Source organism: Microbacterium sp. NPDC056569, from assembly GCF_042793475.1.
Taxonomy (GTDB): domain Bacteria; phylum Actinomycetota; class Actinomycetes; order Actinomycetales; family Microbacteriaceae; genus Microbacterium.
The window spans coordinates 35771-61341 of the sequence record NZ_JBHTUV010000022.1 but is presented as its reverse complement, the minus strand read 5'-3'; the positions used below and the strand labels follow the sequence as shown (position 1 = coordinate 61341).

The following is a 25571-nucleotide window of genomic DNA, read 5'->3' as shown; positions in this document are numbered from 1 at the left end:
AAGGCGATCGGCGCCCGCGACGGCGGCTGCATCATCCCCGGCTGCACCGTGCCCGCCGCCTGGTGCGAAGTGCACCACGTCGTCGACTGGGCCAAGGGCGGCCCGACCTTCGTCGACAACGGCGTGTTGCTGTGCTGGCATCACCACCACGGCATCGAGACCAGCGGGTGGGAGATCCGCATGATCGACGGTATGCCGCAGGTGCGACCACCCGCCTGGATCGACCCGCACCGACCATGGCGCGGACCCAACCGGCTCCTGCTCCACCAACTCAGACGCGCCAGGTCCGCATAGACCACCCCGCACGCCCGAATCAGCCGCCGACCCAGCCGGGCGGCCACGCCGGGTTGCCGCCGGAACGACCGGAAGGCGGCCGGGCGGGTGTTGCGGGCCGGGTTTTGCGCTTTGATCCAGTGCGCCTCGCCGCGCTCGTTCCTCGCTCGCTCAACGACCGGAGCCCAGAGCGGGGAAGCCGGGGCGGCTCAGTGGTCGCCGGTCTGGCGCGAGAGACGGGTCTCTTCGAGATCGAGCATGGCCTGCGCCTCGGCCAGCACGCGTGAGGAGTAGAGGCCCTGCGACCGCAGTTCCAGCAGACGTTCGCGCTCCGCGTCGACCACCGCGAGGCGGATCTCGCGATACTGCTGATGCGGCATCTCGCCCGGCTTGCGCACCACGCGCGCCCGCTCCCACGCGGCCTCGGTGCTCAGGAAGGAGGCCCTCCTCACGCGTTCGATGACATCGGGGTCGATCGGGGCGGTGGTGGCAGCATCCGTCTCGATCTCATCCAGGGCCTGCAGGCCGACGTGGCTGATGTCTTCGAGGAGGGCTGCGAGCTCCCGGCGGTCCTCGTGGGCGTCGATGCCCTGCACGTGGAGCAGGCGGATGAGCCATGGCAGCGTGCCGCCCTGCACGACGATGCTCACCACCGCGACGGTGAACGCGATGAGGATCAGCTGCGGCCGGTACGGGGTGTCCTCAGGCAGCGACTGCGCGGCCGCGAGCGTCACCACGCCGCGCATTCCCGACCAGCCGAGCACGATTCCGCCGCGCCAGTCGATGTGCTCCTGGCGCTGCTGCTCGAGATCGGCGCGCCGGCGCTCGTAGTCGCGCTCGAGGCGATCCCGGGTGCGGGCCTGCCGCGCCGTGCTCACCGGGTGACTTCGGTAGTAGTACAAGGCGAGCAGCGCTTCGTACGTGCGCTTCTCTGTGCGCTCCTCGCGCTTGCCGAGGAAGTACACGAGCGGACCGATCCAGAGGAACCGGATCACGATGAGGGCGGCCAGGGCGATCAGGCCGATGACCACCGCGTCGCCCGCGCTGAGCACCGTCGGATCGACGTGATCCACGAGCGTTCGGATCTCGAGGCCGATGAGGAGGAACACGCCGTTCTCGAGCAGGAACTGGATCGTGCGCCAATTGATGCGGTCGCTGATCCTCGCCTGCGCGGAGAACTTCGTGGGAGCCGCGTGTCCGGTGTAGAGGCCGGCCACGACGACCGCCATCACGCCGGACGCGCCGAGCGCCTCCGCCGGCGCGAACGCGACGAACGGCACCGCGATCGACAGGGCGGTGTCGAGCACGGGATCGCTGAGCTTGGAGCGCACGAACACCGTGACGTAGCCGGCGACGAGGCCGATCGCGACCGCGACGACGACGGCGTAGACGAAGTCGACCACTCCGGCGAACGGCGTCGTGAGGCCGCCGACCGCGGCCGCGGCGACGGCCGAGCGCAGCAGCACCAGAGCCGTCGCGTCGTTGAGGAGACCCTCGCCCTCGAGCACCGTGAGCAGCCTCGGAGGCAGCCCCAGGCGCCGGCCGATGGAGGTCGCGGCCACCGCGTCGGGCGGGCTGATGATCGCCCCGAGCGCGATGGCCGCGGCGAGGTTGAGCTCCGGCAGCAGCGAGAAAAGCAGGAAGCCTGCGGCGAACGCGGTGACGATCACCAGCACGACCGACAGGCTCGCGATGGACCCCACGTTCCGGCGGAAGTCGGTGATCGGCACGCTGATCGCCGCGGCGTACAGGATCGGCGGCAGCACGCCGTCGAGGATGATCTCGTGCGGCACCTCGATGTCGGGCACGCCCGGCAGATACGAGAGGCCCACGCCCACGACCACGAGGATGATCGGCGCCGCAACTCCGAGCTTCTTGGAGAACGCGGCGACCGCCACGATGACCGCCACGGCGATGACCGCGTAGATCCCCAGCTCCATGGGCTCAGCCTATTGAGCGGCTGTCCGGTTGGAGGGGTGGTGTACCGATGGGTGAGATGGGGACGGATGCTGTGGGGCTACGCCGGAAGCTGACGCTCCCGCGCCAGCGCCCGCTCCGGCGGCACCGGAGGTGCCGGCGCGTCCAGGGCCCGCAGCATCCGTTCGAGCGTCTCTCGCAGCTCCTCCCGCGCGGGCGACGCGAGGTCCGTCGTGTACTCCACCCCCGCCGGGATCCAGGTCAGCCCGTACATCGTCTCTCGGAAATCCGCACCGCCCACGGGCCACCGCGTGTGCGTCGCGTCCTCCGCCGACGCGCCCTGGCCCCACTGGCCGAAGTGGTCGCGCATCTCGTCGAGCGGCAGCTCCATCACCGCATCCGCCTCGACGGACTGCCGCACCCACGAGCGCGCGACGAAGATGAACTCCTCGACCTGCTCCGGCGTCAGCGGCTTCGGGGTGAAGAGCACGCGCGTGTGCGCGACATCCGTCAGTCGATCCACCCGGAACGTGCGCCAGTCGTCCTTGTCGAGGTCCCAGCAGAGCAGGTACCAGTGCCGGTCGGCGGGCGCGAGCGCGTGCGGCTCGACTCGGCGGTGCGTGACCTCGCCCGACGCCGCCTCATACGTGAAGCGCACGCGCTCGTGGTCGCGGGTCGCGAGCGCCAGCTCGCCGAGCACCTCGCCCGACACGGCGGCGCCCGCGTTGAGCCCGGCGGGCTGCACCGTCTCGGCGAGGGCGGCGACACGGCGGCGCAGGGGAGCGGGCAGCACCTGCTCGAGCTTCGCGAGGGCGGTGAGGGTCGTCTCGGGACCGCTGACGAGCCGCTGGGATGCTGCCACCCGCAGCCCGATCGCCATCGCCACCGCCTCTTCATCGGTGAGCAGCAACGGCGGCACGGCGCTGCCGGCCTCGAGGCGGTAGCCGCCCGCCGAGCCCGGGATCGACTCGATGCGATAGCCGAGATCGCGCAGCCGCTCGACGTCGCGCCGGACCGTGCGCTCGGTGACGCCCAGCCGCTCTGCCAGCTCGGAACCCGGCCAGTGCCGGTGCGTCTGGAGCAGATTGAGCAGCGAGAGGGCTCGGGTGGTCGTATCGGACATGCGAAAAGAATCTCACGCATTGCGGACCGAAGCTGTCCGCATCAGCTCCTAGCTTGGGGGCATGGCGAACGAATCGATCATCCAAGCGCAGGGCCTGACCAAGCGCTTCACCGTGAAAGGCAAGACCGTCGAGGCCGTCACCGACCTCGCGTTCGAGGTGGCGCGCGGCGAGCTCGTCGCGTTCCTCGGACCCAACGGCGCCGGCAAATCGACCAGCCTGCGTATGCTCACGACCCTGATCCCACCGACGTCGGGCACGGCGCGGGTCGTCGGGTTCGACATCCTGAAGCAGCCCGCCGAAGTCCGCGCGCGCATCGGCTACGTCGGCCAGCTCACGAGCGGCAGCTTCTCGCAGCGCGCCCGCGACGAGCTGCTGAGCCAAGGCGCCTTCTACGGCATGTCGAAGGCGGCCGCCCGCACGCGGGCCGACGAGCTCATCGAGTCGCTCGACCTCGCGGGCTTCGCGACGCGGTCGGTGCAGCAGCTGTCGGGCGGCCAGAAGCGCCGGCTCGACGTCGCGCTCGGGCTCATGCACGCACCGCCGCTGCTGTTCCTCGACGAGCCGTCGACCGGGCTCGACCCGCAGAGCCGCGCCAACCTCTGGCAGCACATCATCGACCTGCGTGCGAAGTACGGCACCACGGTCTTCCTCACGACGCACTACCTCGAGGAGGCCGACCGCTACGCCGAGCGCGTCATGGTCATGGACAAGGGTCGCGTGATCGCCGACGACACCGCCGCGCGGCTGAAGGCCGAGCTCGCGGGCGACGTGCTCACGTTCGGCTTCGCCGACGAGACGGATGCTGCCGCCGCCGTCGCTGTGGTGCAGAGACTCACCGATCGCGAGGTGCGGCGGGTTGAGGCATCCGTCGTCCTCACGGTGCCGGAGGGCGACGCGCTGCTGCCCGCCGCGGTGCGGGCGCTCGACGCGGCCGGGCTCACCGTGCGGACTGCGACCGGAGTGCCGCCGACGCTCGACGACGTGTTCCTGGCACTCACCGGACGCACGCTGCGCGAAGCCGGCGAGGGCGAGGGCGAGCCCGAAGAAGAATCGGATGCTGCGACTGCGGCATCCGTCATCACGGAACCGGTGAGCGAGACGACAGGAGCGAAGCGATGAGCACCCAGATCGAGACCCGGCCCGACACCGCGGTGCGGGCGAACCCGGCGCGGGACACGTGGAACGTGCTCACCCGCGAGCTGAAGCCGGTGGTGCGCGACCCGTTCACGCTGATCTTCAGCCTCGTGCAGCCGCTGGTGTTCCTCGGGCTGTTCGCGCCGCTGCTCGTCGGCTCGTCGGGCGCACCCGTGGGGGAGACTCTGCAGTGGTTCGTGCCCGGCGTGCTCGTGATGATCGTGCTGTTCGGCACCGGCGCCACCGGGTCGAACCTGCAGTACGAGATGATGACGGGCTCGCACGAGCGCACGCTGGTGGCGCCCCTCGCGCGGTCGTCGCTGCTGGTCGGCCGCGCGCTCAAGGAGATCGCGCCGATCGTGGTGCAGGCGCTCATCATCGTGCTGATCGCGTGGCCGTTCGGCTTCACGATCAACGTGCCCGGACTCGTGATCGGGCTCGCGCTGCTCGCGGTGTTCGGCGTCGGCCTCGGGTCTCTGTCGTACACGCTGGCGCTGAAGACCAAGGACCGCGAGTGGCTCTTCTGGGGCGTGCAGCAGACGCTGATCTTCCCGCTGCTGATCCTCTCGGGCATGCTGCTGCCGCTCGATGAAGGGCCCGCCTGGATGAAGGCGGTCTCGACCGTGAACCCCGTCAACTGGGTCGTGCAGGCCGAGCGTGCCCTCTTCGCCGGCGACCTCGGCGCGATCGAGGTGCTGTGGGGCTGGGTCGCCGCGATCGTGCTCGCGGCGGTCGGGCTCGCGGTCGGCATCAGGGCGATGCGCAAGAGCAGCTGAGATCTGACGGATGCCCCGGACCGGCGTTGTGCGCTGGTCCGGGGCGTTTCGTCCCGCGTCGCTCGCTGAACGACCGGGGGTCTGGGACCGCTGCTCAGGCCGGGGTCGACGCGTGGTGGGCGACGGCGACGCGGTCTCCGCCGGCCATCTTCGCCTCGTACATGGCGTGGTCGGCGGCGCGGATGAGCTGGTCCATGACCGGGGCGCCGTCGTTCCCGACGGTGACCACGCCGACGCTCGCGGTGATGGACAGCACCGGGGGCAGCTCGTCATAGGGCTCCGCCACCGCGGCGCGGATGCGGTCGGCGAGCGCTGCGGCGTCACCGACGCTGTCCACCGCGGCGACCGCGATGAACTCGTCTCCGCCGAATCGTCCGAGCACATCCGATTCGCGGATGACCCCGCGCAGCCGCTGCCCGATCTCGCGGAGAAGCGCGTCTCCGGCGGCATGACCGAGCAGATCGTTCACGGCCTTGAAGCCGTCGAGATCGATGAAGATCACGGTCAGTGCCGAGTAGTCCTGGAAGAGGGTGCGCGTGACGTCTTCCTCGATCAGCCGCCGGTTCGGCAGCCCCGTCACCTCATCGTGCATGGCCGCGCGCCGGAGGGTGTCTTCGAGACGGATCCGCGCGATCGCCTGCGCCGCCTGATTGGACAGCGCCTCGGCGAGGGGAACGGCCTCTTCGTCGAACTCCCGCGGGTGGTCGAAGAAGCAGACCATCGAGCCGACCGCGTCGCCGTGGGACCGCATCGGCGAGGCGATCGCGGCGTGCACTCCGCCCGCCCGATAGATCTCGCTCATGTCGACCCCGGGGACGTAGGCGTTCGCGTCTTCGGGGGAGCGCACGATCAGCACCTGGCCGCCGAGCATGGTCACCGTTCCCGCCGGCCGGAGTCCCGGCGGCCAATGGTCGGCCAGAGGATTCACCCCGGCCACCTGGACCAGCCCATCGGGCCCGCCGATATGCACGCTCACCGCGCTCGCGGCGAAGGCGCGCTGCGCCACATCCACGAGAAGCTCGGCCGCGTCGACCTCGGTTCTGACGTTGCCGAAGCCGACCGCGGCGTTGAGGAGGATCTGCAGCCGCTGCCGGCCGCGTTCGGTCTTCGCCTCCGCGCCACGGAAGCCCAGGCTGAACGCCGACCGCGTCGACACGTCGTACACCGCGATGCGCTCGACGCCGGACTCGTCCTCACCGAGCGAGCCGACCACCACGGGGCGGACGACTCCTGACACGCCATGGAGGGTGGCGTCGGTGGGGCGCTGCCCGTCGGCATCGGCCAGTGGCATCCGCAGGGTCAGGAGGGTCTCGAGCGGCCTTCCGACCACGTCCTCGCGGTCGCAGCTCATCCAGTCCAGCACCTGCGCGTCCGCGTCGAGAATCGTCGACGCGCGATCGACGGCGATCAGCCCGCAGGCCGCGAGGCCTAGCACGGGATGTCCATGGGGTGCATGGTGGACGGGGTGCGGCCTACGATCGGAGCACTGCCGTTGGTCACGATGGCCTCCTAGCTTCTGCACGAGGCGGTGGGGGGTGGCGAGACGGCGTGCGACGTCACGTCGGCGGGTTCCTCCACCCTAGCCGATGTTTCGCAAACTTAGTTAGTTTTCTTAAATATCTGCCATCGAGCTATTCTGCTCGCGAGGCGGCTGAGGGAGAATGGCGGCATGGCGAACGACACCCCGGCGCTGACCCTCGGGCAGGCGCTGCGCCAATACCTCGACGCGCGCAATGCCGCGCTGGTGACGGCGCGCGCCAGCCTCGGCATCACCGACACCGATGCCCGTGCCCTGCTGTTCGTGGTGGGCAATCCCGGAACGCGGCCGACGGCACTGCGTGAGTATCTCGGCATCACCTCGGCCGGGGTGACGACCCTGATCGATCGGCTCGTCGGGCGCTCTCTCGTGCGACGCGATGTCGACCCGGCGGACAGGCGGGTCAACCGCATCACCGCCACGATCGACATCGCCGAAGATCCATGGTCCGCCCTCAACCGGTTCGACGACGACTTCGACGTCGCCATCGGCGCTGCCGATCAGACCCGGGTCGGCGACTCGGCCGCGCTGCTCGAGGCCTTGACCGCGGCGACGGTGAGCACGCGGCACTGACCCGCGGTTCAGGCGACGTCGATGCCCTGATACGCCTGCGACTTCGCCTCGAGGAACGCGCACAGATCGGAGACCGCGGCCAGCTCGGCAGACAGTTCGAGCAATCCCGGCGCGTCCAGGACGAGGTCGTCTTCGCGGGGCTCCATCGTCGCGACCCAGCTGGGGGCGTCCTGCGTGACCGGCTGTATGAACACGCCGGTCGGAGCGTGGCCGAGGCGGAAGACCACGAGGCCCGTATTCGCGCCGCCGTCGCCGTCCTGCACCATCACGCGTGCCGAATCGGCCAGGGGCTTGCCCAGCGCCCGATATTCGGCGAGCCAAGACTCCAACGTCTCCAGATTCCGAAACGCCATCGCGACCCCTCCTGGTACCTCTGCGACGAGAAAAGTATATGGACCGGCGGATCCGTCTTCGAAGAACGCCCACGAGCGTGACGGGGCGGACTGTAGTCGATCGTCGCTCCTCGTGCTGTCGCTTGCGATCGAGGTGCCCGGCAGGGCTGACTTGAGGGATGCCCACCACTGGAGACCTCGCGGACGATCTGACGGCCGCTGTCCGCGGTTCCGAGATCTTCGCCGTCTACCAGCCGCAGGTGTCGTTGGAGAGCGGGTCGATCGTGGCCGCCGAGGCGCTGTGCCGGTGGCGGCACCCGCGGCTCGGCGACATCGACCCCGTGACGATGATCGGCGTGGCCGAGCGCAGCGGCGCGATCCACGCGCTGGGGCGTCGCATGCTCGACGAGTGCCTCGAAACGCTCGACGGATGGCGCGAGACCGGTCGCGACTGGGCGGTCGCCGTCAACGTCTCGCCGCTGCAGTTCGCGGACGAGTCCTTCGCGGCTCACGTCGCCGGCGAGTTCTCTCGACGTCAGCTCGCTCCCGGCTCACTCGTCTTCGAGCTCCCCCGTGATCTGCCGCCGGTCGGCAACGGCGCGGTGCTGCCGCAGCTGCACATGCTTCGCGAGATCGGTGTGGAGTTCTCGCTGGCCGGCGCCGGCGAGGAATCCCCGTCGCCCGAGCTCCTCCGTGGCCTGCCGGTCGCCGAAGTGAAGCTGCCCGGCGAGCTGGTGCGCGCCGCGGAGCGACCCGCGACGGCGTCCTTGCGCGAGCAGGTCGAGGTCGCGCATGCCCACGGTCTGCGCGTGGTGGCCGAGGGGATCGAGACGCTCACCCATCTCGACATCGCGGTGGAGCTCGGCTGCGATCGCGCGCAGGGCTTCCTCATCCGGCAGCCGCACTCAGAGATCGTGTTCCCCTAGTTCTAGGATCAGAGGATGACGACGGCGCGACGGCGAGGCATCCTCGCTGTCGTCACCGGGATCGTGCTGCTGGCGCTCGGCGCCGGGGTCGCGTTCGCCGTCGGCGACGCGCTCGGCATCCGCACCGAGCCCTCTGCCCAGATGGAGCCGGCCGCGCCCGTCGTGCCCCAGGTCGCCGAGCCCGTCCTGCCCCCGGCCTTCACCTTCGACGCCCCCGACACCGAGCGCGTGTCGGTCGCACTGGAGGAGTTGACGGATGCTGTGACCGCAGCATCCGGAACCTCCGGCGAAGCCGTGCTCACGGTGCAGATCGTGCCCACCCTGATCGCGACCGACGACGCCTATGCGCTCGAGGGCGATGCCACGTCATGGCTCATCCGCGCCGGGAACGAGACCGGAGCCACGCGGGGCATCTACGACCTCGCGAACCAGGTCCGCGCGGCGGCCCCGCTCACGGATCTGCTGGGCGAGCACGAAGCCTCGCGCCTGCCCCTGCGCATGACCGACCTCGGCGCGGTCGGCGTGATCCCCGACCCGGCGGAGTGGGAGTCCGGCGACGACTATTCGCACGCGTCGAAGGCGTTCGCCGCGGTCATGCAGCCCGAACCGCGGTACGTCGACGAGACCGCGCTCGCCGCGGCGTTCGAGGACTTCGACGGGTTCCTCCGGCACTCCCTCGCCAACGGCTTCAACGCCGTCGCGTTCCCCGGTTTCGTCGAGTACGTCACGTTCGACGACGCGCCCGGCGGCCCGGTCTACGCCGACGGCGACGACCACCGCGACAAGGCGCTCGCGCTGCGCGACGCGTACGCGCCGTTCTGGGAGCGGGCCGACGAGCTCGGCATGAAGGTGTTCCTGCGCACCGACATGCTCGCGCTGACGGGGCCTCTCGAGCAGCACCTCACCGACGAGTTCGGCTCGCTCGACACCGAGAACCCCGGGCTGTGGAGCGTCTACACCGCCGGCCTCGACGAGCTCTACGAGGCCGTCCCCGCCCTCGCCGGGGTGCTGATCCGCATCGGCGAGGCCGGTCCGGTGTACGACGTGGGCGGCTGGGACTACTACTCCGCGCTCGCGGTGACGTCGGTGGACGCCGTGCGCACGATGCTCGAGGCGTTCACGGCGCAGGCCGAGGCATCCGATCGCGAAGTGATCTTCCGCACGTGGTCGGTGGGGGTCGGCGCCGTCGGCGACATGCACACCAACTCCGCGTCGTACGACGCGGTGCTCGGCGGCATCGACTCGCCCGCACTGATCGTGTCGACGAAGTACACGCTCGGCGACTTCTACACGTGGCTGCCCCTCAACGACACGCTCGAGCAAGGCGCGCAGCGGCGCCTCGTCGAGTTCCAGAGCCGGCGGGAGTTCGAGAACTTCGGCGCGTTCCCCAATGACCTCGGCCCGCAGTACCAGTGGGCGCTGCAGCAGCTGCTCGCCGCGAACGACCAGGTCGAGGGCGTCTGGGTGTGGACCCAGGACGGCGGGCCGTGGCGCGCCGGACCCATGTCGCTCTACCTGAAGTCGGGGTTCTGGCAGCTGTACGAGCTCAATACGCAGCTCGCGGCATCCCTCGCCCAGGATCCCGAGGCGGACGTCGCCGGCATCACCGCGGCGTGGGCCCGCGAGTACTTCTCCGACGACCCCGCCACCGTCGAGGCGATCGTCGCGGCGATGACGCACTCGCGCGACGCGATCGCGGAGGGCATGTACGTGCCGCAGTTCGCAGAGCAGCGTGTCTTCGCGATCGGGCTCGAGCCGCCGCCGATGATGTGGATCTTCGAGTGGGACATCCTCACCGGCGACTCCGCGGTGCTCGACGTGCTCTACTCGATCGTCCGCGACAGCGGCGCCGACGGCGTCGAGGCGGCGATCGCCTCCGGTGCCGACGCGGTGGCTTCCGTCGAGCAGATGCGCGAGCTGGTTTCGCAGACGGATGCTGCGACCTGGCGTTCGCCCGAGATCCGAGCCGCGTTCCTCGACACGCTCGACTACGAGCTCGACACGCTCCGGCTGCTCGAGGCGTACCGCGCGATGATCCTGCACCAGGGCCAGTGGCACGACACGCTCTCGGCCGAGGCGCACGCGCAATGGGACGCGGACCGCGTCGTCTACGAGGAGCGCGCGGCCGGGCACCTCGAGAGGTACGAGGGGAACATCGACTACCCCGCGTTCAACCTCACCGCCGCGCAGCTGGGCGTCGAGCGCGCGGAGCGCGACGCGGCCATGGCCTGGATCGCGCGCGTGCTGCTCGCGCTCGCCCTCGCCTGGGTCGTGATCGGCATGCTCGCCGCGCGCACGCGCCTGGTCGCGAAGCCCGGTGCTGCCGCGGCCCGCGCGACGTGGATCGCCTCCACCCGTCCTTGGCGGGCGCGCGAGTCGACGCTCGGCATGCTCGAGCTCGACCGCTGGCTGCTGCTGATCGTGCCCGCGGGGCTGCTCATCGCGACGCGGGCGGTGCAGACGTCGTTCCTGTCGTGGACGCACCTCGCCGTCATCATCGGCGCGTGGGTGGTGTTCGCGCTCATGCTGCGGGTGTTCGTCTGGGAGCGCTCGCCGTGGCCGGTCATCGCCGCCGTCGGCGGGGTCGTGATGCTGCGCTGCATCCTGACGCTGCTCGCCCTGTCGTTCACGGGCCCGGGCGGCTACTGGTTCGCGTTCTGGACCGATACCGTGCTGCGCACGGCGTACATCACCGTCGCCTTCGCGCTGTTCGTGTGGGTGTTCGTCGCTGCCGGCTGGGCGCTCGCAGCGCAGGTGCGCGCGCGGCGCGCGACCGGGTATGTGCTCGCTGCGATGGGCGCGGGGCTGCTCGTGCCCTCGGTCGTGGTCGGGGCGGTCGGCCTCGAGACCGCGCTCACGGTCTGGAACGACGAGATGGGCCTTCTGCCCTGGGGCCTCGCGCGCATCCTCGGCATCACCACGTATCTCGAGATCCCCTCGGTGACTCCTTGGGCCGCGGCCGCTTCCGGTGCGGCGCTGCTCGTCGTCGGCCTGCTGCTCGCTGTGCCGTGGCGACGACGGCGGGGGCCGGCATCCGTTCCCTCCTGAAGGAGGGGTCGCGCGGCGACCGTGGTCGGACCACACGTTTCGGAGGAGTAGCGTGGAAACATCCCCGAAACAATTCGAAGAGGTATTCACCATGCGCTCACGAAGCACAGCACTCCTGTCCATCGCCGCCGTCTCCGGCCTTCTGCTGGCCGGTTGCGCGTCGACCGCCGACTCCGAGCCGTCGTCCACGTCGGCCGCCGACTCGGTCGTCGAGTCGTCCGTGACCGAACCCGCCGCCGCCGGTGAGCGCGTCGGCGCCGACGGCACCGAGCTCGAGGTGTGGAGCAGCATCGTCCCCGACGAGAGCGCTGCCGCCACGCTCGACGAGCCCGCCGAGGGCAACCAGTGGGTCACCGTCAACGTCGCCCAGTGGGTGACCGACGAGGGCCAGTCCGACGTCGACGTCGCCCCCGTGCTGCGTTCGAGCGACGACGAGTCCTTCTCGGCCGAGGCCGTCTCGCAGCGCGCCGTCGAGGTGCCGATGACACCCGAGAAGTCCTACACCTTCGTGTGGAGCTTCGAGGTGCCCGAGGACCTCGTCGACGCGTCCACGCTCGTGCTCTGCGTGGGCGAGGGCGACGAGGGCTGCAGCAGCCTCGTCGCCGAGTGATCCCCGGCGCCGTCCGCCCCACGGACGGCGCCTGAGGTTGTGCGTGCGCGCCGCGTGCCTTCGGGCACGCGGCGCGTTCGCGTTCAGGCTGCGGGGGGAGTGGATGCTGCGGCCCGCGGGCCCCGCTGCAGGCGGCGGGCGAGGCCGGCCAGGCCGCCCACGAGCGCGATCGCGCCGGCGACGAGCAGGAGGTACGCGACGACCGCAGCCGGCGAGAGGGAGACGACCCAGTCCGCCACGGCGTCGCGACGGCCCGCGTCGAGCGTGACCCACAGCGCCGTTGCGGAGATCCCCGCGAACACCAAGCCCCAGATGATCGCCGCCCAGCGTGTGCGCGGCGACGCGTCAGCCGCGGAGCCGGGGATGGGCTGTTCGGCCGGCGTCCCGATGAGCGAGGGCGCCACCGGCGGCGGCGTGAGGTCGAGGGTGGGGTTCGTGTCGGTCATCGCGCTTCCTCCGGCTCGGAGACGGTCACGTACACGGAGCCGAGTCCCTGCTCCAGCACGATCTTCTGGCGGGTGGCGGGGTCCCCGGCCGCGGCGGTGTTGCGGGTGAACCACGTCCACTCCGACGTTCCGTCCTCGCCGGGACGCAGGGCGACGGGTTCGTCCTCGACCGCGTTCGACTGCGGGCCGACGCGCTGCACCTCCACTCGGCCGGCGCCCAGCCGCGCCTCGATCTCCACCGCGGTGCCCGGGTTCACCGTGATGTAGGTGACACCCGTGCTCTTGCGGATCGTGATCGTGCCGGCGTCGACGTTCTCCTCGTCCGAGAGGGGCAGCACGCTGATGTCGGTGCTGCCGAACGGCTGCACGATCGTGGTGGGAACGGTGCTCGTGCCGAGACCCACGTTGCCGAGCACGAAACTGCGCGGGCCCGAGGCGATGGCCGTCACGATGCCGACGGTCACCAGAACGATCGCGACCGCGGTGAGGAAGCCGCTGCGGCGACGCGCGATGCCGGCCACCACCATCGCGAGGCTCACCACCATCGCGGCGGACAGGATGCCGATCGCGGCCGCGAATCCGGTCAGCGCCGGGTCGCCGAGGGCGATCAGCACCGCCAGTGCGCCGGCGACGACCGCGCCGCCGAGGGCTGTGAGCACGAACACGAAGCTCGTGCGGGGGCGGGTCGCGCGCCGCACTCGGCGGCGCTCCTCGGCCTCGAGGGCGAACGCGGCGCCGTGCGCGTGCCGTTCGCGGCGGGCCTGCTCGCGGGCGGCGCGGGCCTCGTCCTGCTGGCTGCGGCGCCACGCGTCGTTCTGCACGCGCCACTCCTCCTGGCGCGCGCGCCAATCGGCGCGCCAGTCGGCGACCGGGGCATCGCCGGTGTCGGGAGCCGGCGCAGCGCCCGGGGGCGCAGCATCCGTGTCTGCTCCTGTCGCGGATCCGGCCGGCGCCCGACCTGCCGGATCCGCGAAGCCCGCGGCCTCGGCCGCGAGGGGAGAGACCGCGTCGCCCGAATCGGACGCGGCCGGGACGGGCTGCGCGGAAGCCATCGGCGCGCCCGTCCGGGAGGGCCGGCCGGCCTGAGCCGCCCGGACGATGAAGTACACGGCCGTGCCGATGAGCGCGAGGACGAGGAGCACGCCGACGCCACCGAGGGGAGCGCCGAGGTCCCAGATCGCCGAGGAGCCGTCCCACGCCCACGGCGCGAAGCCGGTGAGCGCCCACAGCGGCCACAGCAGGATGTTGCGCAGCCACGGCACGACCGGGACGAAGCCCACGGCCGCGAGGATGAAGACGCCGGTCATGGCGGCGTCGTAGCGGCCGTGGAAGAGCTCGCGCAGGTGGATGCGGCCGGTCGCGTCGGGCAGCAGCGCCCACGCGATCGCGTAGACGAGGAGCGCCGGGAACCCGAAGAGCGCCACCACGACGAAGATGCCGCGCACGATGATCGGGTCGATGCGCAGGCGCGCAGCGAGGCCGCCGCAGACACCGCCCAGCCAGCCGTCGGCCCGCACGACGCCGAGACCCTCCACCCAGGAGAAGAACCGGTCTGACCCCGTCGGCAGCCCTGGTGGGGCGGTCGGCGGTGGGCCTGGATCGGCGGGAGGAGCAGTGGTCGTGTCGGTCATGGTTCCACCCTGGTGGCCGCCGCGAGGGGTCCGCTATGGGGTGATCCCCTGACGCGTCCCTGATCTGCGCTCCGGATCGTGGTCCGGGGTCGGCGCGCGATGGTTGGATGGTCGGCATGCCCTCCTCGACGACTCCGGCCGGCGCGGTCGCGGGTGCGGAGCGGCATGCCTCGAGGCCGGAGCGGCCGGATCGGCCGCCGCTGCGCCGGCCGCGGGACTGTGCCGTCTCGGGGGTCTCGGCCGGACTCGCCCGTCACCTCGGCTGGCCGCTGTGGCTGGTGCGCACCGCATTCGCCGCGCTGACTCTGGTGTGGGGCGCGGGCGCGCTCCTGTACGCGTGGCTCTGGGTGTTCGTGCCGTGGGACGACCCGCACTCGCCAGGACCCGCATCTGGTGCTGATGCCGCGGAAAGCGACGCGAGCGACGCCGCGAAGACGGATGCTGCCGCCCAGGGCGTGCGCGGCGTCCCGACACGTCGCGTGCCGGTGGCCTGGCTCCTCACCGGCTCCGCGACCGCAGTCGTGCTGCTGACGATCGTCGCGATCGCCCTGACCGGGGCCGGCGGAGTCGGGTGGGCCTCGACGCCCGGCTGGTTCGGAGGCGTGGTCCTCGCGACTGTGCTCGCCGTCGCGGCCGGCGCGTGGGTGGCGCTCGTCGACCGGCACGATCCGGCGCGCGGCCCGCGCCACGAGAACGTCGTGCGGATCGTCCTGACCGCGGCACTGGTGGTGCTGCTGCTCGCGCAGCTCGCGGCGCTGCGTCAGACCGGGGTCGCGGGGTTCGCGATCGCGCTCGTGCCGATCGCCGGGATCCTGCTGGTGTACTCGTCGATCCTCGTGGACCGCTGGCGCGAGCTCTCGGGCGAACGGGTGCGACGCATCCGCGAGGAGCAGCGCGCCGAGATGGCCGCCCACCTCCACGACTCCGTGCTGCAGACGCTCGCGCTCATCCAGAACCGTGCCGGCGCCTCGAGCGAAGTCGCCCGCCTCGCACGTGCCCAGGAGCGCGAGCTGCGCGCGTGGCTCTACGACGGCGACGCTGCTGCGGACAGCGACCTGCCCACCGACCTGCGCGACTACGCCGCCGCGCTCGAACTCGACTACCCGGTGCGCATCGACGTGGTCTCGGCCGGGCTTCCCGCCGAGCGGGCGAGCGGAGAGGTCGCGGCTGCCTCGCGCGAGGCCATGCTGAACGCGGCCCGTCACGCCGGCGGGGACGTCTCGGTGTACATCGAGGGCAACGCCGACGCCGTCGACGTCTACGTGCGCGACCGCGGCCGAGGATTCGACCTCGACGACGTCCCGGACGACAGGCTCGGCATCCGTCAGTCGATCATCGGCCGCATGCGGCGCGCGGGCGGCTCGGCCACGATCAGGCGGGGAACGAGCGGCGGCACCGAGGTGCACCTTCGGTTCGTCACCGCAGCGGCGCCGTCGGCCGCCGGCGCGCCGCGACCGGTCTCGACCCCCGAGAACGACAAGGAGGCGCGCCGTGGCTGACACGACCGTGCGCGTGGTGATCGTCGACGACCACTCGATCTTCCGCTCGGGCCTGCGCGCCGACCTCGACGCGTCGATCGAGGTGGTCGGCGAGGCAGCCGACGCGGCCTCGGCCATCGCTGTCATCGAGGCGACGAGCCCCGACGTGGTGCTCCTCGACGTGCACCTGCCGGCGGGGGCGGTCGCGGCATCCGGTCCCGACGCAGCCGGAGGCGAGGCGGTGATCCGCGGGGCGGCTCCTCTGGCGCCGACGACCCGCTTCCTGGCGCTGAGCGTGTCGGATGCCGCCGAAGACGTGGTGCGGGTGATCCGCGCCGGCGCCCGCGGCTACATCACGAAGGGCTCGTCGGGCGCGGAGGTCAGCAGGGCGGTCCATGCGGTCGCCGACGGCGACGCGGTGTTCTCGCCGCGACTGGCGGGCTTCGTCCTCGACGCCTTCGGAGCCGCCGTCGGTGAGACGGCCACCACCACCGACGAGCTCGACCGCCTGTCGTCGCGCGAGCAGGAGGTGATGCGGCTCATCGCCCGCGGCTACGCGTACAAGGAGGTCGCCGCCGAGCTGTTCATCTCGATGAAGACCGTGGAATCGCACGTCTCGGCGGTGCTGCGCAAGCTGCAGCTGTCGTCTCGCTACGAGCTCACCGCGTGGGCGTCGGCGCGCCGACTTCTGTGATGCAACGGATGCTGCGGGCCGCAGCATCCGTGATCCCGATCAGACGGGCTGGAGGGTGCGGCTGTCGACGATGTCTTTGCCGAGGGGCATGAGCGAGATCGGCACGAGCTTGAAGCTCGCGATGCCGAGCGGGATGCCGATGATCGTGATGCACAGGGCGATGCCGGTGACGATGTGGCCGATCGCCAGCCACCAGCCGGCGAGGATCACCCACACGACGTTGCCGAGGAACGAGCCGACGCCCGAGGTGGGCTTGTCGACGATGGTGCGGCCGAACGGCCACAGGGCGTAGAGGCCGATGCGGAACGAGGCGATGCCCCACGGGATCGTGAGGATCAGGATGCAGAGCACCACCCCCGCCAGCATGTAGCCGAGGAACATCCAGAAGCCCGACAGCACGAGCCAGATGATGTTGAGGAGGGTGCGCATGAGGTCCATCCTGCCCACTTCCGGCTGAGAGCGCGCTCCGGCCAGCCCCCGGATTCACGGACGGATGCTGCGGCCCGTCGCGAACCGAAGCCCCGGGCCCTGGCTCTCGGCGCGGCGCCTGCCTAGGCTCGAGGGATGGGTACGTCGCCGAAGGACCCCACCGTCGGGAACGTGCTCGGAGAGATCCTTCGCCGCGCGGCGGCGGAGGTCGAAGACACCGGTCCCGGCGCCCTCGCGGACGAGCCGGACGGCGTGCACCAGCACCGCGTACGGGTGCGGCGGCTGCGCAGCGTGCTGGGCGGGTTTCGCGATGCGCTCGACACCCGCGCGGCCGAGCGCCTGCGGGTCGCATACGCCGAGTGGGGGCGCGAACTCGGCGTCGTGCGAGACATCGAGGTGCGGGCCGACGTCGCGGCGGAGATGCTGGAGCGCGCCGGGATCGACGATCCCGCCATCGTGCACCGGCTCATCGAGAGCGAGCGCGAGGCGTACCCCGACGCACACGCGCGACTCGTGGAGCTCGCGCGCTCGCCGCGGTCGGAGGAGCGGGCGCGGCTGCTGCGCGAGTTCGTCGATACCCCCGTCGTCGTCGAGCCCGATCGGCCCGCGGCCGATGTTCTCGCCGATGTGCTGGCCGCGCAGGCTCGCCGCGTCGAGAAGGCCGAGGGCCGACTCGACGGCTCCGACGAGGCCCTCCACGAGCTGCGCAAGGCAGCCCGCCGTACGCGGTACGTCGCGGAGGCGATCGCCGACGTCGCCCCGGAGCTGTTCCCGAAGCAGGTGGAGGCCATCGCGGACGCCGGCGATGACCTGCACGACGCGCTCGGCGCGCACCGCGACGCGATGCTTCTCGCGCACCGGGTGACGCACGAAGGCGCGCTCGCGGGACGCGCGGGGGAGCTGTCCGACGCCTACGAGACGATCGCCGCTCTGCTGCGCGACGAGGCGGAGGAACGGCTCGGAGAGGTGCGGCCGGCGCTGCGGCGACTGGAGGCGGCTGCCTCGCGGCTGCCGTGAGCGGGCGGAGGGGCGCAGCATCCGTCCCCCTCGAGGCCGCGGCGCCGGCGGCGTGGGTGTCGGCGCGCGCGCCTAGACTTGACGGGCAATGACGGACGCCAGCACCCCCCTCATCGTCGGCAGAGACATCGGCCCTCGGGCCGCCGGCGCACGCCCCGACGACGACCTGCTCGAAGGGCTCAACCCGCAGCAGCGGGAGGCCGTCACGTATCGTGGGCAGGCGCTGCTCATCGTGGCCGGCGCCGGTTCGGGCAAGACCAGCGTGCTGACGCGACGGATCGCGTCGCTGCTGCGCAATCGTGAGGCGTGGCCGAGCCAGATCCTCGCGATCACGTTCACCAACAAGGCCGCCGGCGAGATGCGCGAGCGCGTCGAGCACCTCGTGGGCGACTCGTCGCGCGGCATGTGGATATCGACGTTCCACTCGGCGTGCGTGCGGATCCTGCGGCGCGAGGCCGAGCAGTTCGGCTTCACCAAGTCCTTCACGATCTACGACTCGGGCGACTCGCGGGCGCTCATCAAACGCCTGGTCAAAGAGCACGAGGCCGATGCGTTCGGGCTCACGCCGGCGGCGACGCAGTCGAAGATCTCCCGGCTCAAGAACGAGCTGGCGGATGCTGAGTCCTACGCCCGCTCGGCCAACATGAGCGATCCCGCCGAGCGTGTGTTCGTCGAGCTGTTCGCCGCGTACCAGCGTGAGCTGCAGAAGGCGAACGCGTTCGACTTCGACGACCTCATCGCGCAGACGGTGTTCCTGTTCCGCGCGTTCCCGCAGGTCGCCGACGTCTACCGGCGGCGGTTCCGGCACGTGCTGGTGGACGAGTACCAAGACACCAATCACGCGCAGTACGCGCTGATCCACGAGCTGACCAGGCCCCCCGGATCGGATGCCGCACCCCTCGCCGCGTCGGGCGGCATGATGATCTTCGAACCGGAGCCTGCCGCCGAGGACGGCGCGTCGCTGACGGTCGTCGGCGACTCCGACCAGTCGATCTACGCGTTCCGCGGCGCCGACATCCGCAACATCAGCGAGTTCGAGAAGGACTACCCGGGCGCCAAGGTCGTGCTGCTCGAGCAGAACTACCGATCGACGCAGAACATCCTGTCGGCCGCGAACGCGGTCATCAGCAACAACTTCGACCGCAAAGACAAGAAGCTGTGGACCGACGTCGGCGCGGGCGAGCAGATCGTCGGCTTCACCGGCTACTCACAGCACGACGAGGCCCAGTTCGTCGCCGACGAGATCGAGGTGCTGCGCCGCGCCGGCGTCGACTACTCGCAGATGGCCGTCTTCTACCGCACCAACTCTCAGTCGCGTGCGCTGGAAGAGATCTTCATCCGCTCGGCGCTGCCCTACAAGATCATGGGCGGCACCAAGTTCTACGAGCGCGCCGAGATCAAGGACGCCCTCGCGTACCTCGTCGCCGTCGCGAACCCGGCCGACGAGATGGCGATGCGGCGCATCATCAACCGGCCGCGCCGCGGCATCGGCGATGTGACGATCGAGACCATCTCGCGCTACGCGGCCGACCAGCAGATCACGTTCCGCGACGCGCTCGCGAACTCGTCGGCGCTGGGCGTCGGACCCAAGATCCAGGCGGCCATCGCGCATCTCGACGCGGTGCTGGCCGAGGCATCCGCCCTCATGCTCCCGGAGACGGGCGAGCTCGCCCCGCCCACCGCGGTCGCCGAGGGTCTCACGCTGCTGCTCAACAAGAGCGGCTACTACGACGCGCTGCGCGCCAGCAAGGACGCGCAGGACGAGGCGCGCATCGAGAACCTCGACGAGATGGTAGCCGTCGCCCGCGAGTTCGCGCGCAACAACCCCGAGGGGACGCTGCTGGACTTCCTCACCGAGGTCGCCCTGGTGTCGGATGCCGACGACCTCGAGGACGCATCGGGCTCCGTGTCGCTCATGACCCTGCACACGGCCAAGGGCCTCGAGTACGACGCCGTGTTCGTCACGGGTGTCGAGGAGGACCTCATCCCGCACCGCATCTCCGCGGGCGAGCCGGGCGGCCCGCAGGAGGAGCGGCGGCTGTTCTACGTCGGCATCACGCGTGCCCGCAAGCGGCTGTACCTGTCGCTCGCGATGACCCGCGCGCAGTTCGGCGAGGTGACGGTGGCCATGCCGAGCCGGTTCCTGCAGGAGATCCCGCACGAGCTGCTGCACTGGCGCCAGTCGCCGGGGGACGTGAACTCGCGCGGCGGCACGCAGTCGCGGGCCCTGAACGCGCGGCGCGGTTCGGGATCGGGCTCCGGGTTCGGCGGTTCCGGCGGGGGCCGGCGCTACGGCGACGACCTCGTGCCGCTCGCGCGGCGCGAGCCGTCAGGCAACCTCGAGCGCTTCGCGAACAAGATCCCCGCCAAGGTGCGCGACAACGGCGACCTGGAGCTGGCGCCGGGCGACCGCATCCGTCACGACGACTTCGGCGAAGGCCGCGTCGACGCCGTCACCGGCGAGGGCGCGAAGCGCGTCGCGCACGTCCGCTTCGACTCCGCGGGCCCGAAGAAGCTCCTGATCAAGATCGCGCCGATCTCGAAGCTCTGACCTTCGTCGGCGCGGCGTGTGCGCCGGGTTCGCGCGTTTCATCTCGCTCGTTCCCCGATCGCTCAACGACCGGGGGCTTCAGAGGCGTCGGCGCCCGCCACGAGCAGGTGGTGGTGCGCCAGGCGCCGCAGCGCCAGCATCACCGGCTCGTAGAGCGCGGTGCCGAGCACCGCGTACGGCACGGCCTCGGTCCGCGACATTGCGGCCATCGGCGCGATCTCTTCCGCCGCGACCTGTCGCATCGCGTCGCTGTAGCGGCGCAGCGCGGCGGGCGCAGCATCCAATCCCGCCGCGTCCAGGGCGCGCAGCGCCTCGTCGAGCTGGGCGACCGCGGTGAAGTCGGGGTCGTACGTCAGGCCGAGCTCCGCGATGGCCTCACGGGCTCGCGGGTAGTCGTCCCGGTCCGACTCGACGTAGGGCGGAAGGGCGCCCACCGCTCGGCCGAGGGTGGCGATCGGGTCGTCGTCGGGGGCGTCGACGAGCGCGAGGATGTCGCGCACGCGCGCCAGGGGGAGCCCGCGCACATCGGCCAGCGCGGCGATGAGCGTGAGCCGCGCGAGATGCTCGTCGCCGTACTCCGCCCGGGTGGTGGAGATCGACTCGCCGCGGGGGAGCATGCCCTCGCGGATATAGAACTTCACGCTCGCCACGGGGACTCCGCTGCGTTCCGACAGCTCCGAGATCTTCATCCTGCCCCCTTGCCCTTGACGTTGGATACTATAGCTATCCAATATTGGAGAGCGGCACTATCCAACGGAGGTCACGATGGACCCGATCCTCACGATCGTCGCCGGCGCGACGATCCTCACCGTCATCGGCATCATGTCGGGCGGTACATTCCTGCTGCGCATCGCGACGCACGGCTCGCCGTTCAACGCGCTGCAGAAGACGTTCTTCCGCGCCGGGCATGCCCACGCGGGCGTGCTCGTGATGCTCGGGCTCGTGAGCCTGCTGCTGGTGGCGGCGGTCGGCGTGCCCGTTCCGTGGCAATGGGCGGCGGTCGGCGTGCTCGCGAGCGCGATCCTCATCCCCGGCGGGTTCTTCCTGTCGGTGCTGGGGCACGACCCGCAGCGCCCAGGTCGCGCGATCGCCCTGTTGTGGACCGGAGTCGTCGTGCTCGCAGCATCCCTCCTCGCCGTCGGCGTCGGGGTGATCGTCGCCGGGGTCGCCGCGCTCGGCTGACGTCGGCGGGTTAGGCTCGGGCAATGGCCTTGTTCTCGCGCCGTCCGAAGAAGCCCGCCGAGCAGCCGCCGACCTCCCCCGAATCCTCGCAGGCCGACGAGGTCGCGGCGAGTGTGGAGACGGATGCTGCCGCCGCGACCGCGTCGTCAGATCCGGCGCCCGATGCACCCGCTGAGGAAGCCGCGGCGGATGCAGCCGGCGTGTCCATCTCCGTGTCTTCGTTCGGTGGGCTCGGTGTCTCACCGCCGTCTCAGCCGGCGGTTCCGCGCGAGCCGAAGGCCGGGGAGGCCGTGCCGCCGGGGCCGAAGCCCCGCGTCGGCGTACGCGAGTGGACGCGCACCGCGCCCGAGCAGACCGAGACCGTGCCGGGGCTCCGCGACAACGTGCTCCTGCGCGCGGCGCTCGGCCGCATCGGCGACGCCCCGCCGTCGCAGGCGCTGCTCGACGTCGCGCGACAGCTGCTGCAAGGTCATGTGTTCCTGCGGGTCAAGGGCGACGCGCGCACGCTTCTCGCGGAGGGCAAGGGGCTGCCGCTGGCGATCGTGAACGCGGGCGAGAAGACGTTCGCGCTGGTCTATTCGGGCGGCGCCGCGCTGCAGGCGAGCGTCAAGGCCGACGGCGACACCGACACGTCAGCGATGGGCCAGCCTGTACTGACCGTGTTGCGGCATGTGTTCGCCAACTCGTACGACGGGATCATCATCGACCCCGCATCGTCGCCGTCGCGTGCGGTGATGCCCACGGAGCTCCTGCAGCGCGCCGTCGACCAGGCGGACCCGCAGCTCACCGTGAAGACGCTCCTCGCGGCGGAGCGCACGCCCGAGATCGACGCCAAGGTTGCCGAGGCGCTCGCCCGCGTGCCGCTCTGGGTGGCCGTGGGCAAGACGGAGAGCGGCGCGCCGGGCCTCGCCGAGGGGCGTGACGCCGAGGGCGCTCGCTACCTCGAGGTGTACTCTCACCCGCTCGAGGTGGCGGTGATGGGCCGCGGCGACAACGCGGCGCCGATCACCGGCGCGCAGCTCGCGCGGGCCCTGCGCACCGACGAGGGGATCAGGGGTCTCGTGGTGGACCCCGCGGGTCCGTGGATCCGCCTCGGCCGCGACGACCTCGCGCCGGTGCTCGCCCTCGCGGACTGAGCCTCGCCACCGCTGGGTGAAGCCGCGTTTCGCGCGGCGGCCCTGAGGCTCGCGGCTCCGCGCACTCCGCGTCGGCTTCAACAGGTCAACCGGGCTTCTGCCGGACCGATCGGCGGATTCGATCCTGTGGAAGCGCGGTTGACCTGTCGAAGAGCTGGCGCAGGGTTGACACCGACTCGATCGCGCGTACCCTATTCAACATAAACGTTGATAAAGGGATGCGTTGAGCAATGGACGATGACCGGCTCGATCGAGCGTTCGTCGCACTGGGCGACCCCGTGCGGCGGGCGATCATCGCGCGCCTGAGCCGCGGGCCGGCGACAGTGGGGGAGCTCGCTGAGCCGTTCCCGATCACGATGCAGGCCGTCTCCCGCCACATCAAGGTGCTCGAAGACGCCGGGCTCGTGACGCGGTCGCGCGATGCGCAGCGGCGACCCGTCCACCTCGACGCGGCGGCGCTCGAGCAGCTCACCGCGTGGATCGACCGTTACCGGCTCGACGCCGAGCGCGCCTACCGGCGGCTGGACGCCGTGCTCGCGGCCGCAGCATCCGTTTCGAAAGATCCTTGCAGGACCGACACGAAGGAGAAGGAATCATGAGCAACCCGCTCATCATCGAAGCCGTTCCGGGGACGTCGTATGCCGACATCACGAGGGAGTTCGACGCTCCCGTCGAGGCGCTGTTCCGGGCACATGCGGATCCGGAGCTGTTCCGGCAGTGGATCGGACCGGGCGGGGAGCGCACCGAGATCACCCACTGGGACTTCCGCACCGGCGGCGGCTATCGCTTCGTGCAGCGCGACAAGGACGGCGAGTACGCGTTCCGCGGCGTGTTCCACACGGTGCGCGAGAACGAGCTCATCATCCAGACGTTCGAGTTCGAGGGCTGGCCCGACGAGGTCAGCGTCGACTGCATCCGCTTCGAGGCGCTCGAGGGCGGCCGGTCGCGGATCGTCGACCACAGCGTGTTCTCGACCGTCGAGGTGCTCGAGAGCATGCAGTCCGAGGGCATGGAACGCGGCATGCGCGAGGGCTACGACAAGCTCGACGAACTGCTCGCGGCGGAAGGCTGAGCCGTGGGGAAGGTCGTGGCGTCGGCGTCGATGTCGCTGGACGGCTTCGTGGCACACGAGGACAACGACCCCGGGCGCCTGTTCGACTGGTACGAGGCGGGTCAGGTCGAGGTCGTCACCGCCAGCGAGCCGGCATCGTTCCATCTCACGCCGACGAGCGCGGACTACTGGCGCAGCTTCATCGGGGAACTCGGATGCCTCGTGGTCGGCCGCCTGCTGTTCGACATCACCGACGGCTGGAGCGGCGTGCACCCGCTGGGCGTGCCGTTCGTCGTGCTCACGCACGAGGCACCCATCGACTGGGCCCATGCCCACACCGGGAACGCGCACTTCGTCACGGACGGGATCGAAGCGGCGGTGGCGAAGGCCCAGGAACTCGCGGGCGATCGCGCGGTCGCCGTCGCCGCCGGCACGGTCGCCGGTCAGGCGCTCGCCGCTGGACTCGTCGACGAGGTCGCGATCGACCTGGTACCCGTCGTTCTCGGGTCGGGGCACCGGTACTTCTCCGAGGTCGACCCCGCCGCGGTGCGACTGGGAGACCCCACCGTGGTGATCCCGAGCACCCGCGTGACGCACATGGTGTTCCCGGTCGAGCGGTGAGCGGGGTGACGGATGTCGCGGCTCCCCGCTAGCGTCTGACCATGGCGTCCCCGCGCATCACCCTGACCATGCCCGACCCCGATGGCGATCGCGAGGTGGGGATCTCGAACCCCGACCGCGTGATCTGGCCGGAGGTCGGCATCACCAAGCGCGAGCTCGCCGAGTACCTCATCGCGGTCTCCGGGCCGTTCCTCGCGGCCAACGGCGACCGGCCGGTATCGCTCGAGCGCTTCCCCGAGGGCGTCGACGGCGAGCGGTTCTATTCGAAGAACCCGCCGAAGGGGGCGCCGGCCTTCGTCGAGGCCCAGACCGTGACGTACAACAGCGGGCGGCGGCATCCGCAGATCATCCTCACCGAGATCGCCGCCGCCGTGTGGGCCGTGCAGATGAACACGATCGTGTTCCACCCGTGGGCGTCGCTCACGGCCGACACCGACAATCCCGTCGAGCTGCGCATCGACCTCGACCCGCAGCCGGGGACGGATTTCGCGGATGCTGCCGCCGTCGCCCCCGCGATGCGCGATGTTCTCGCCGAGGCGGGGCTGACGGCGTTTCTGAAGACAAGCGGCAACCGCGGCATCCACGTGTTCTGTCCCATCGAGCCGGAATGGGAGTTCCTCGACGTGCGGCATGCCGTGATCGCCGCGGGTCGCGAGCTCGAGCGGCGCCTGCCCGACAAGGTGACCATGAACTGGTGGAAGGAGGAGCGCGGAGAGCGCATCTTCATCGACTTCAACCAGGCCAACCGCGACCGCACGATGGCCGGCGCCTACAGCCCGCGGGCGCTGCCGTCGGCTACGGTGTCGACGCCGCTCACCTGGGACGAGCTCGAGGCGGGGGTCGACCCGGCGGCGTTCACCGTGCGGACCGTCCCACAGCGCCTGGCCGACGTCGGCGACCCGTGGGCCGGGCTGCTCGCGAAGCCGGGCCGGATCGACACGCTGCTCGAGTGGTGGCAGCGCGACCTCGACGACGGACTCGGCGAGCTGCCGTTCCCGCCCGACTTCCCGAAGATGCCCGGCGAGCCGCCGCGTGTGCAGCCGAGCCGCAAGAACGAGGCGAACTGGCCGAAGGACGAGACCTGA

General features: G+C 71.0%; 25 protein-coding genes. 17 read left to right on the top strand and 8 right to left on the bottom strand.

The window, feature by feature from the left end:
- A partial coding sequence (locus ACFQ7C_RS19390; protein WP_378905261.1) for an HNH endonuclease signature motif containing protein occupies positions 1-294 on the top strand: 294 nt, incomplete at its 5' end.
- Positions 295-482: 188 nt separating this feature from the next.
- Here the strand turns inward: ACFQ7C_RS19390 and ACFQ7C_RS19385 are convergent.
- Together ACFQ7C_RS19385 and ACFQ7C_RS19380 are read right to left on the bottom strand one after the other, a co-directional pair.
- Complete coding sequence (locus ACFQ7C_RS19385; RefSeq protein ID WP_378905258.1) at positions 483-2213, bottom strand: cation:proton antiporter; 1731 nt, start codon at positions 2211-2213, stop codon at positions 483-485.
- 77 nt (positions 2214-2290) lie between these two features.
- Positions 2291-3313, bottom strand: a complete 1023-nt coding sequence (locus ACFQ7C_RS19380) for a helix-turn-helix transcriptional regulator (protein ID WP_378905255.1) — start codon at positions 3311-3313, stop codon at positions 2291-2293.
- Positions 3314-3374: 61 nt separating this feature from the next.
- Between ACFQ7C_RS19380 and ACFQ7C_RS19375 the strand changes: the two genes are divergently transcribed.
- Together ACFQ7C_RS19375 and ACFQ7C_RS19370 are read left to right on the top strand one after the other, a co-directional pair.
- Complete coding sequence (locus ACFQ7C_RS19375; RefSeq protein WP_378905252.1) at positions 3375-4433, top strand: ATP-binding cassette domain-containing protein; 1059 nt, start codon at positions 3375-3377, stop codon at positions 4431-4433.
- Complete coding sequence (locus tag ACFQ7C_RS19370; RefSeq protein ID WP_378905249.1) at positions 4430-5224, top strand: ABC transporter permease; 795 nt, start codon at positions 4430-4432, stop codon at positions 5222-5224. Before ACFQ7C_RS19375 ends, ACFQ7C_RS19370 begins: the two co-directional genes overlap by 4 nt.
- Before the next feature lie 94 nt (positions 5225-5318).
- Here ACFQ7C_RS19370 and ACFQ7C_RS19365 read toward each other — a convergent pair whose 3' ends face one another.
- Positions 5319-6659, bottom strand: a complete 1341-nt coding sequence (locus ACFQ7C_RS19365) for a diguanylate cyclase (RefSeq protein ID WP_378905246.1) — start codon at positions 6657-6659, stop codon at positions 5319-5321.
- 234 nt (positions 6660-6893) lie between these two features.
- Between ACFQ7C_RS19365 and ACFQ7C_RS19360 the strand changes: the two genes are divergently transcribed.
- Positions 6894-7334: a MarR family winged helix-turn-helix transcriptional regulator gene (locus ACFQ7C_RS19360; RefSeq protein WP_378905243.1), complete on the top strand. Its 441-nt coding sequence runs from the start codon at positions 6894-6896 to the stop codon at positions 7332-7334.
- Positions 7335-7342: 8 nt separating this feature from the next.
- Here ACFQ7C_RS19360 and ACFQ7C_RS19355 read toward each other — a convergent pair whose 3' ends face one another.
- The gene (locus ACFQ7C_RS19355; RefSeq protein ID WP_378905241.1) at positions 7343-7687 is read right to left on the bottom strand and encodes a hypothetical protein; all 345 of its coding nucleotides are present in this window, start codon (positions 7685-7687) and stop codon (positions 7343-7345) included.
- Positions 7688-7845: 158 nt separating this feature from the next.
- On the opposite strand from ACFQ7C_RS19355, the gene ACFQ7C_RS19350 reads away from it, so the two are divergent.
- The 3 genes from ACFQ7C_RS19350 (at position 7846) to ACFQ7C_RS19340 (ending at position 12250) form a co-directional block, all read left to right on the top strand.
- On the top strand, positions 7846-8592 hold the full coding sequence (locus ACFQ7C_RS19350) for an EAL domain-containing protein (RefSeq protein WP_378905238.1): 747 nt from the start codon (positions 7846-7848) through the stop codon (positions 8590-8592).
- 15 nt (positions 8593-8607) lie between these two features.
- Positions 8608-11640, top strand: coding sequence for a hypothetical protein (locus tag ACFQ7C_RS19345; RefSeq protein WP_378905235.1), 3033 nt, complete (start codon positions 8608-8610; stop codon positions 11638-11640).
- A 91-nt stretch (positions 11641-11731) separates the two neighbouring features.
- On the top strand, positions 11732-12250 hold the full coding sequence (locus tag ACFQ7C_RS19340) for a hypothetical protein (protein ID WP_378905232.1): 519 nt from the start codon (positions 11732-11734) through the stop codon (positions 12248-12250).
- An 83-nt stretch (positions 12251-12333) separates the two neighbouring features.
- Here ACFQ7C_RS19340 and ACFQ7C_RS19335 read toward each other — a convergent pair whose 3' ends face one another.
- Both ACFQ7C_RS19335 and ACFQ7C_RS19330 read right to left on the bottom strand, forming a co-directional pair.
- On the bottom strand, positions 12334-12696 hold the full coding sequence (locus ACFQ7C_RS19335) for a hypothetical protein (RefSeq protein WP_378905229.1): 363 nt from the start codon (positions 12694-12696) through the stop codon (positions 12334-12336).
- Complete coding sequence (locus ACFQ7C_RS19330; protein WP_378905226.1) at positions 12693-14327, bottom strand: PspC domain-containing protein; 1635 nt, start codon at positions 14325-14327, stop codon at positions 12693-12695. Before ACFQ7C_RS19330 ends, ACFQ7C_RS19335 begins: the two co-directional genes overlap by 4 nt.
- A gap of 116 nt (positions 14328-14443) precedes the next feature.
- Here ACFQ7C_RS19330 and ACFQ7C_RS19325 point away from each other — a divergent pair, with 116 nt between their 5' ends.
- Together ACFQ7C_RS19325 and ACFQ7C_RS19320 are read left to right on the top strand one after the other, a co-directional pair.
- Positions 14444-15826: a PspC domain-containing protein gene (locus ACFQ7C_RS19325; RefSeq protein ID WP_378905223.1), complete on the top strand. Its 1383-nt coding sequence runs from the start codon at positions 14444-14446 to the stop codon at positions 15824-15826.
- Positions 15819-16499 carry a LuxR C-terminal-related transcriptional regulator gene (locus tag ACFQ7C_RS19320; protein ID WP_378905220.1) on the top strand — a complete coding sequence of 227 codons (681 nt, stop codon included), beginning with the start codon at positions 15819-15821 and terminating at the stop codon, positions 16497-16499. Before ACFQ7C_RS19325 ends, ACFQ7C_RS19320 begins: the two co-directional genes overlap by 8 nt.
- Positions 16500-16538: 39 nt before the next feature.
- Here ACFQ7C_RS19320 and ACFQ7C_RS19315 read toward each other — a convergent pair whose 3' ends face one another.
- Positions 16539-16928, bottom strand: coding sequence for a YccF domain-containing protein (locus ACFQ7C_RS19315; protein WP_378905217.1), 390 nt, complete (start codon positions 16926-16928; stop codon positions 16539-16541).
- A 135-nt stretch (positions 16929-17063) separates the two neighbouring features.
- Here ACFQ7C_RS19315 and ACFQ7C_RS19310 point away from each other — a divergent pair, with 135 nt between their 5' ends.
- Together ACFQ7C_RS19310 and ACFQ7C_RS19305 are read left to right on the top strand one after the other, a co-directional pair.
- Positions 17064-17945 carry a CHAD domain-containing protein gene (locus ACFQ7C_RS19310; RefSeq protein ID WP_378905214.1) on the top strand — a complete coding sequence of 294 codons (882 nt, stop codon included), beginning with the start codon at positions 17064-17066 and terminating at the stop codon, positions 17943-17945.
- Positions 17946-18033: 88 nt separating this feature from the next.
- A complete protein-coding gene (locus ACFQ7C_RS19305) occupies positions 18034-20496 on the top strand; it encodes an ATP-dependent helicase (protein WP_378905211.1) in 2463 nt (820 codons plus the stop codon).
- Positions 20497-20558: 62 nt separating this feature from the next.
- On the opposite strand, the gene ACFQ7C_RS19300 is transcribed toward ACFQ7C_RS19305, so the two are convergent.
- Complete coding sequence (locus tag ACFQ7C_RS19300; protein WP_378905208.1) at positions 20559-21185, bottom strand: MerR family transcriptional regulator; 627 nt, start codon at positions 21183-21185, stop codon at positions 20559-20561.
- 76 nt (positions 21186-21261) lie between these two features.
- On the opposite strand from ACFQ7C_RS19300, the gene ACFQ7C_RS19295 reads away from it, so the two are divergent.
- The 6 genes from ACFQ7C_RS19295 (at position 21262) to ligD (ending at position 25571) form a co-directional block, all read left to right on the top strand.
- On the top strand, positions 21262-21678 hold the full coding sequence (locus ACFQ7C_RS19295; protein WP_378905205.1) for a hypothetical protein: 417 nt from the start codon (positions 21262-21264) through the stop codon (positions 21676-21678).
- Between the two features lie 23 nt (positions 21679-21701).
- A complete protein-coding gene (locus ACFQ7C_RS19290; RefSeq protein ID WP_378905202.1) occupies positions 21702-22814 on the top strand; it encodes an SseB family protein in 1113 nt (370 codons plus the stop codon).
- A 230-nt stretch (positions 22815-23044) separates the two neighbouring features.
- Positions 23045-23413, top strand: coding sequence for an ArsR/SmtB family transcription factor (locus tag ACFQ7C_RS19285; protein ID WP_378905199.1), 369 nt, complete (start codon positions 23045-23047; stop codon positions 23411-23413).
- Positions 23410-23886, top strand: coding sequence for an SRPBCC family protein (locus ACFQ7C_RS19280; protein ID WP_378905197.1), 477 nt, complete (start codon positions 23410-23412; stop codon positions 23884-23886). The genes ACFQ7C_RS19285 and ACFQ7C_RS19280 overlap by 4 nt, the downstream gene beginning before the upstream one ends.
- Before the next feature lie 3 nt (positions 23887-23889).
- A complete protein-coding gene (locus ACFQ7C_RS19275) occupies positions 23890-24486 on the top strand; it encodes a dihydrofolate reductase family protein (RefSeq protein ID WP_378905194.1) in 597 nt (198 codons plus the stop codon).
- A gap of 41 nt (positions 24487-24527) precedes the next feature.
- The gene (gene ligD, locus ACFQ7C_RS19270; RefSeq protein WP_378905191.1) at positions 24528-25571 is read left to right on the top strand and encodes a non-homologous end-joining DNA ligase; all 1044 of its coding nucleotides are present in this window, start codon (positions 24528-24530) and stop codon (positions 25569-25571) included.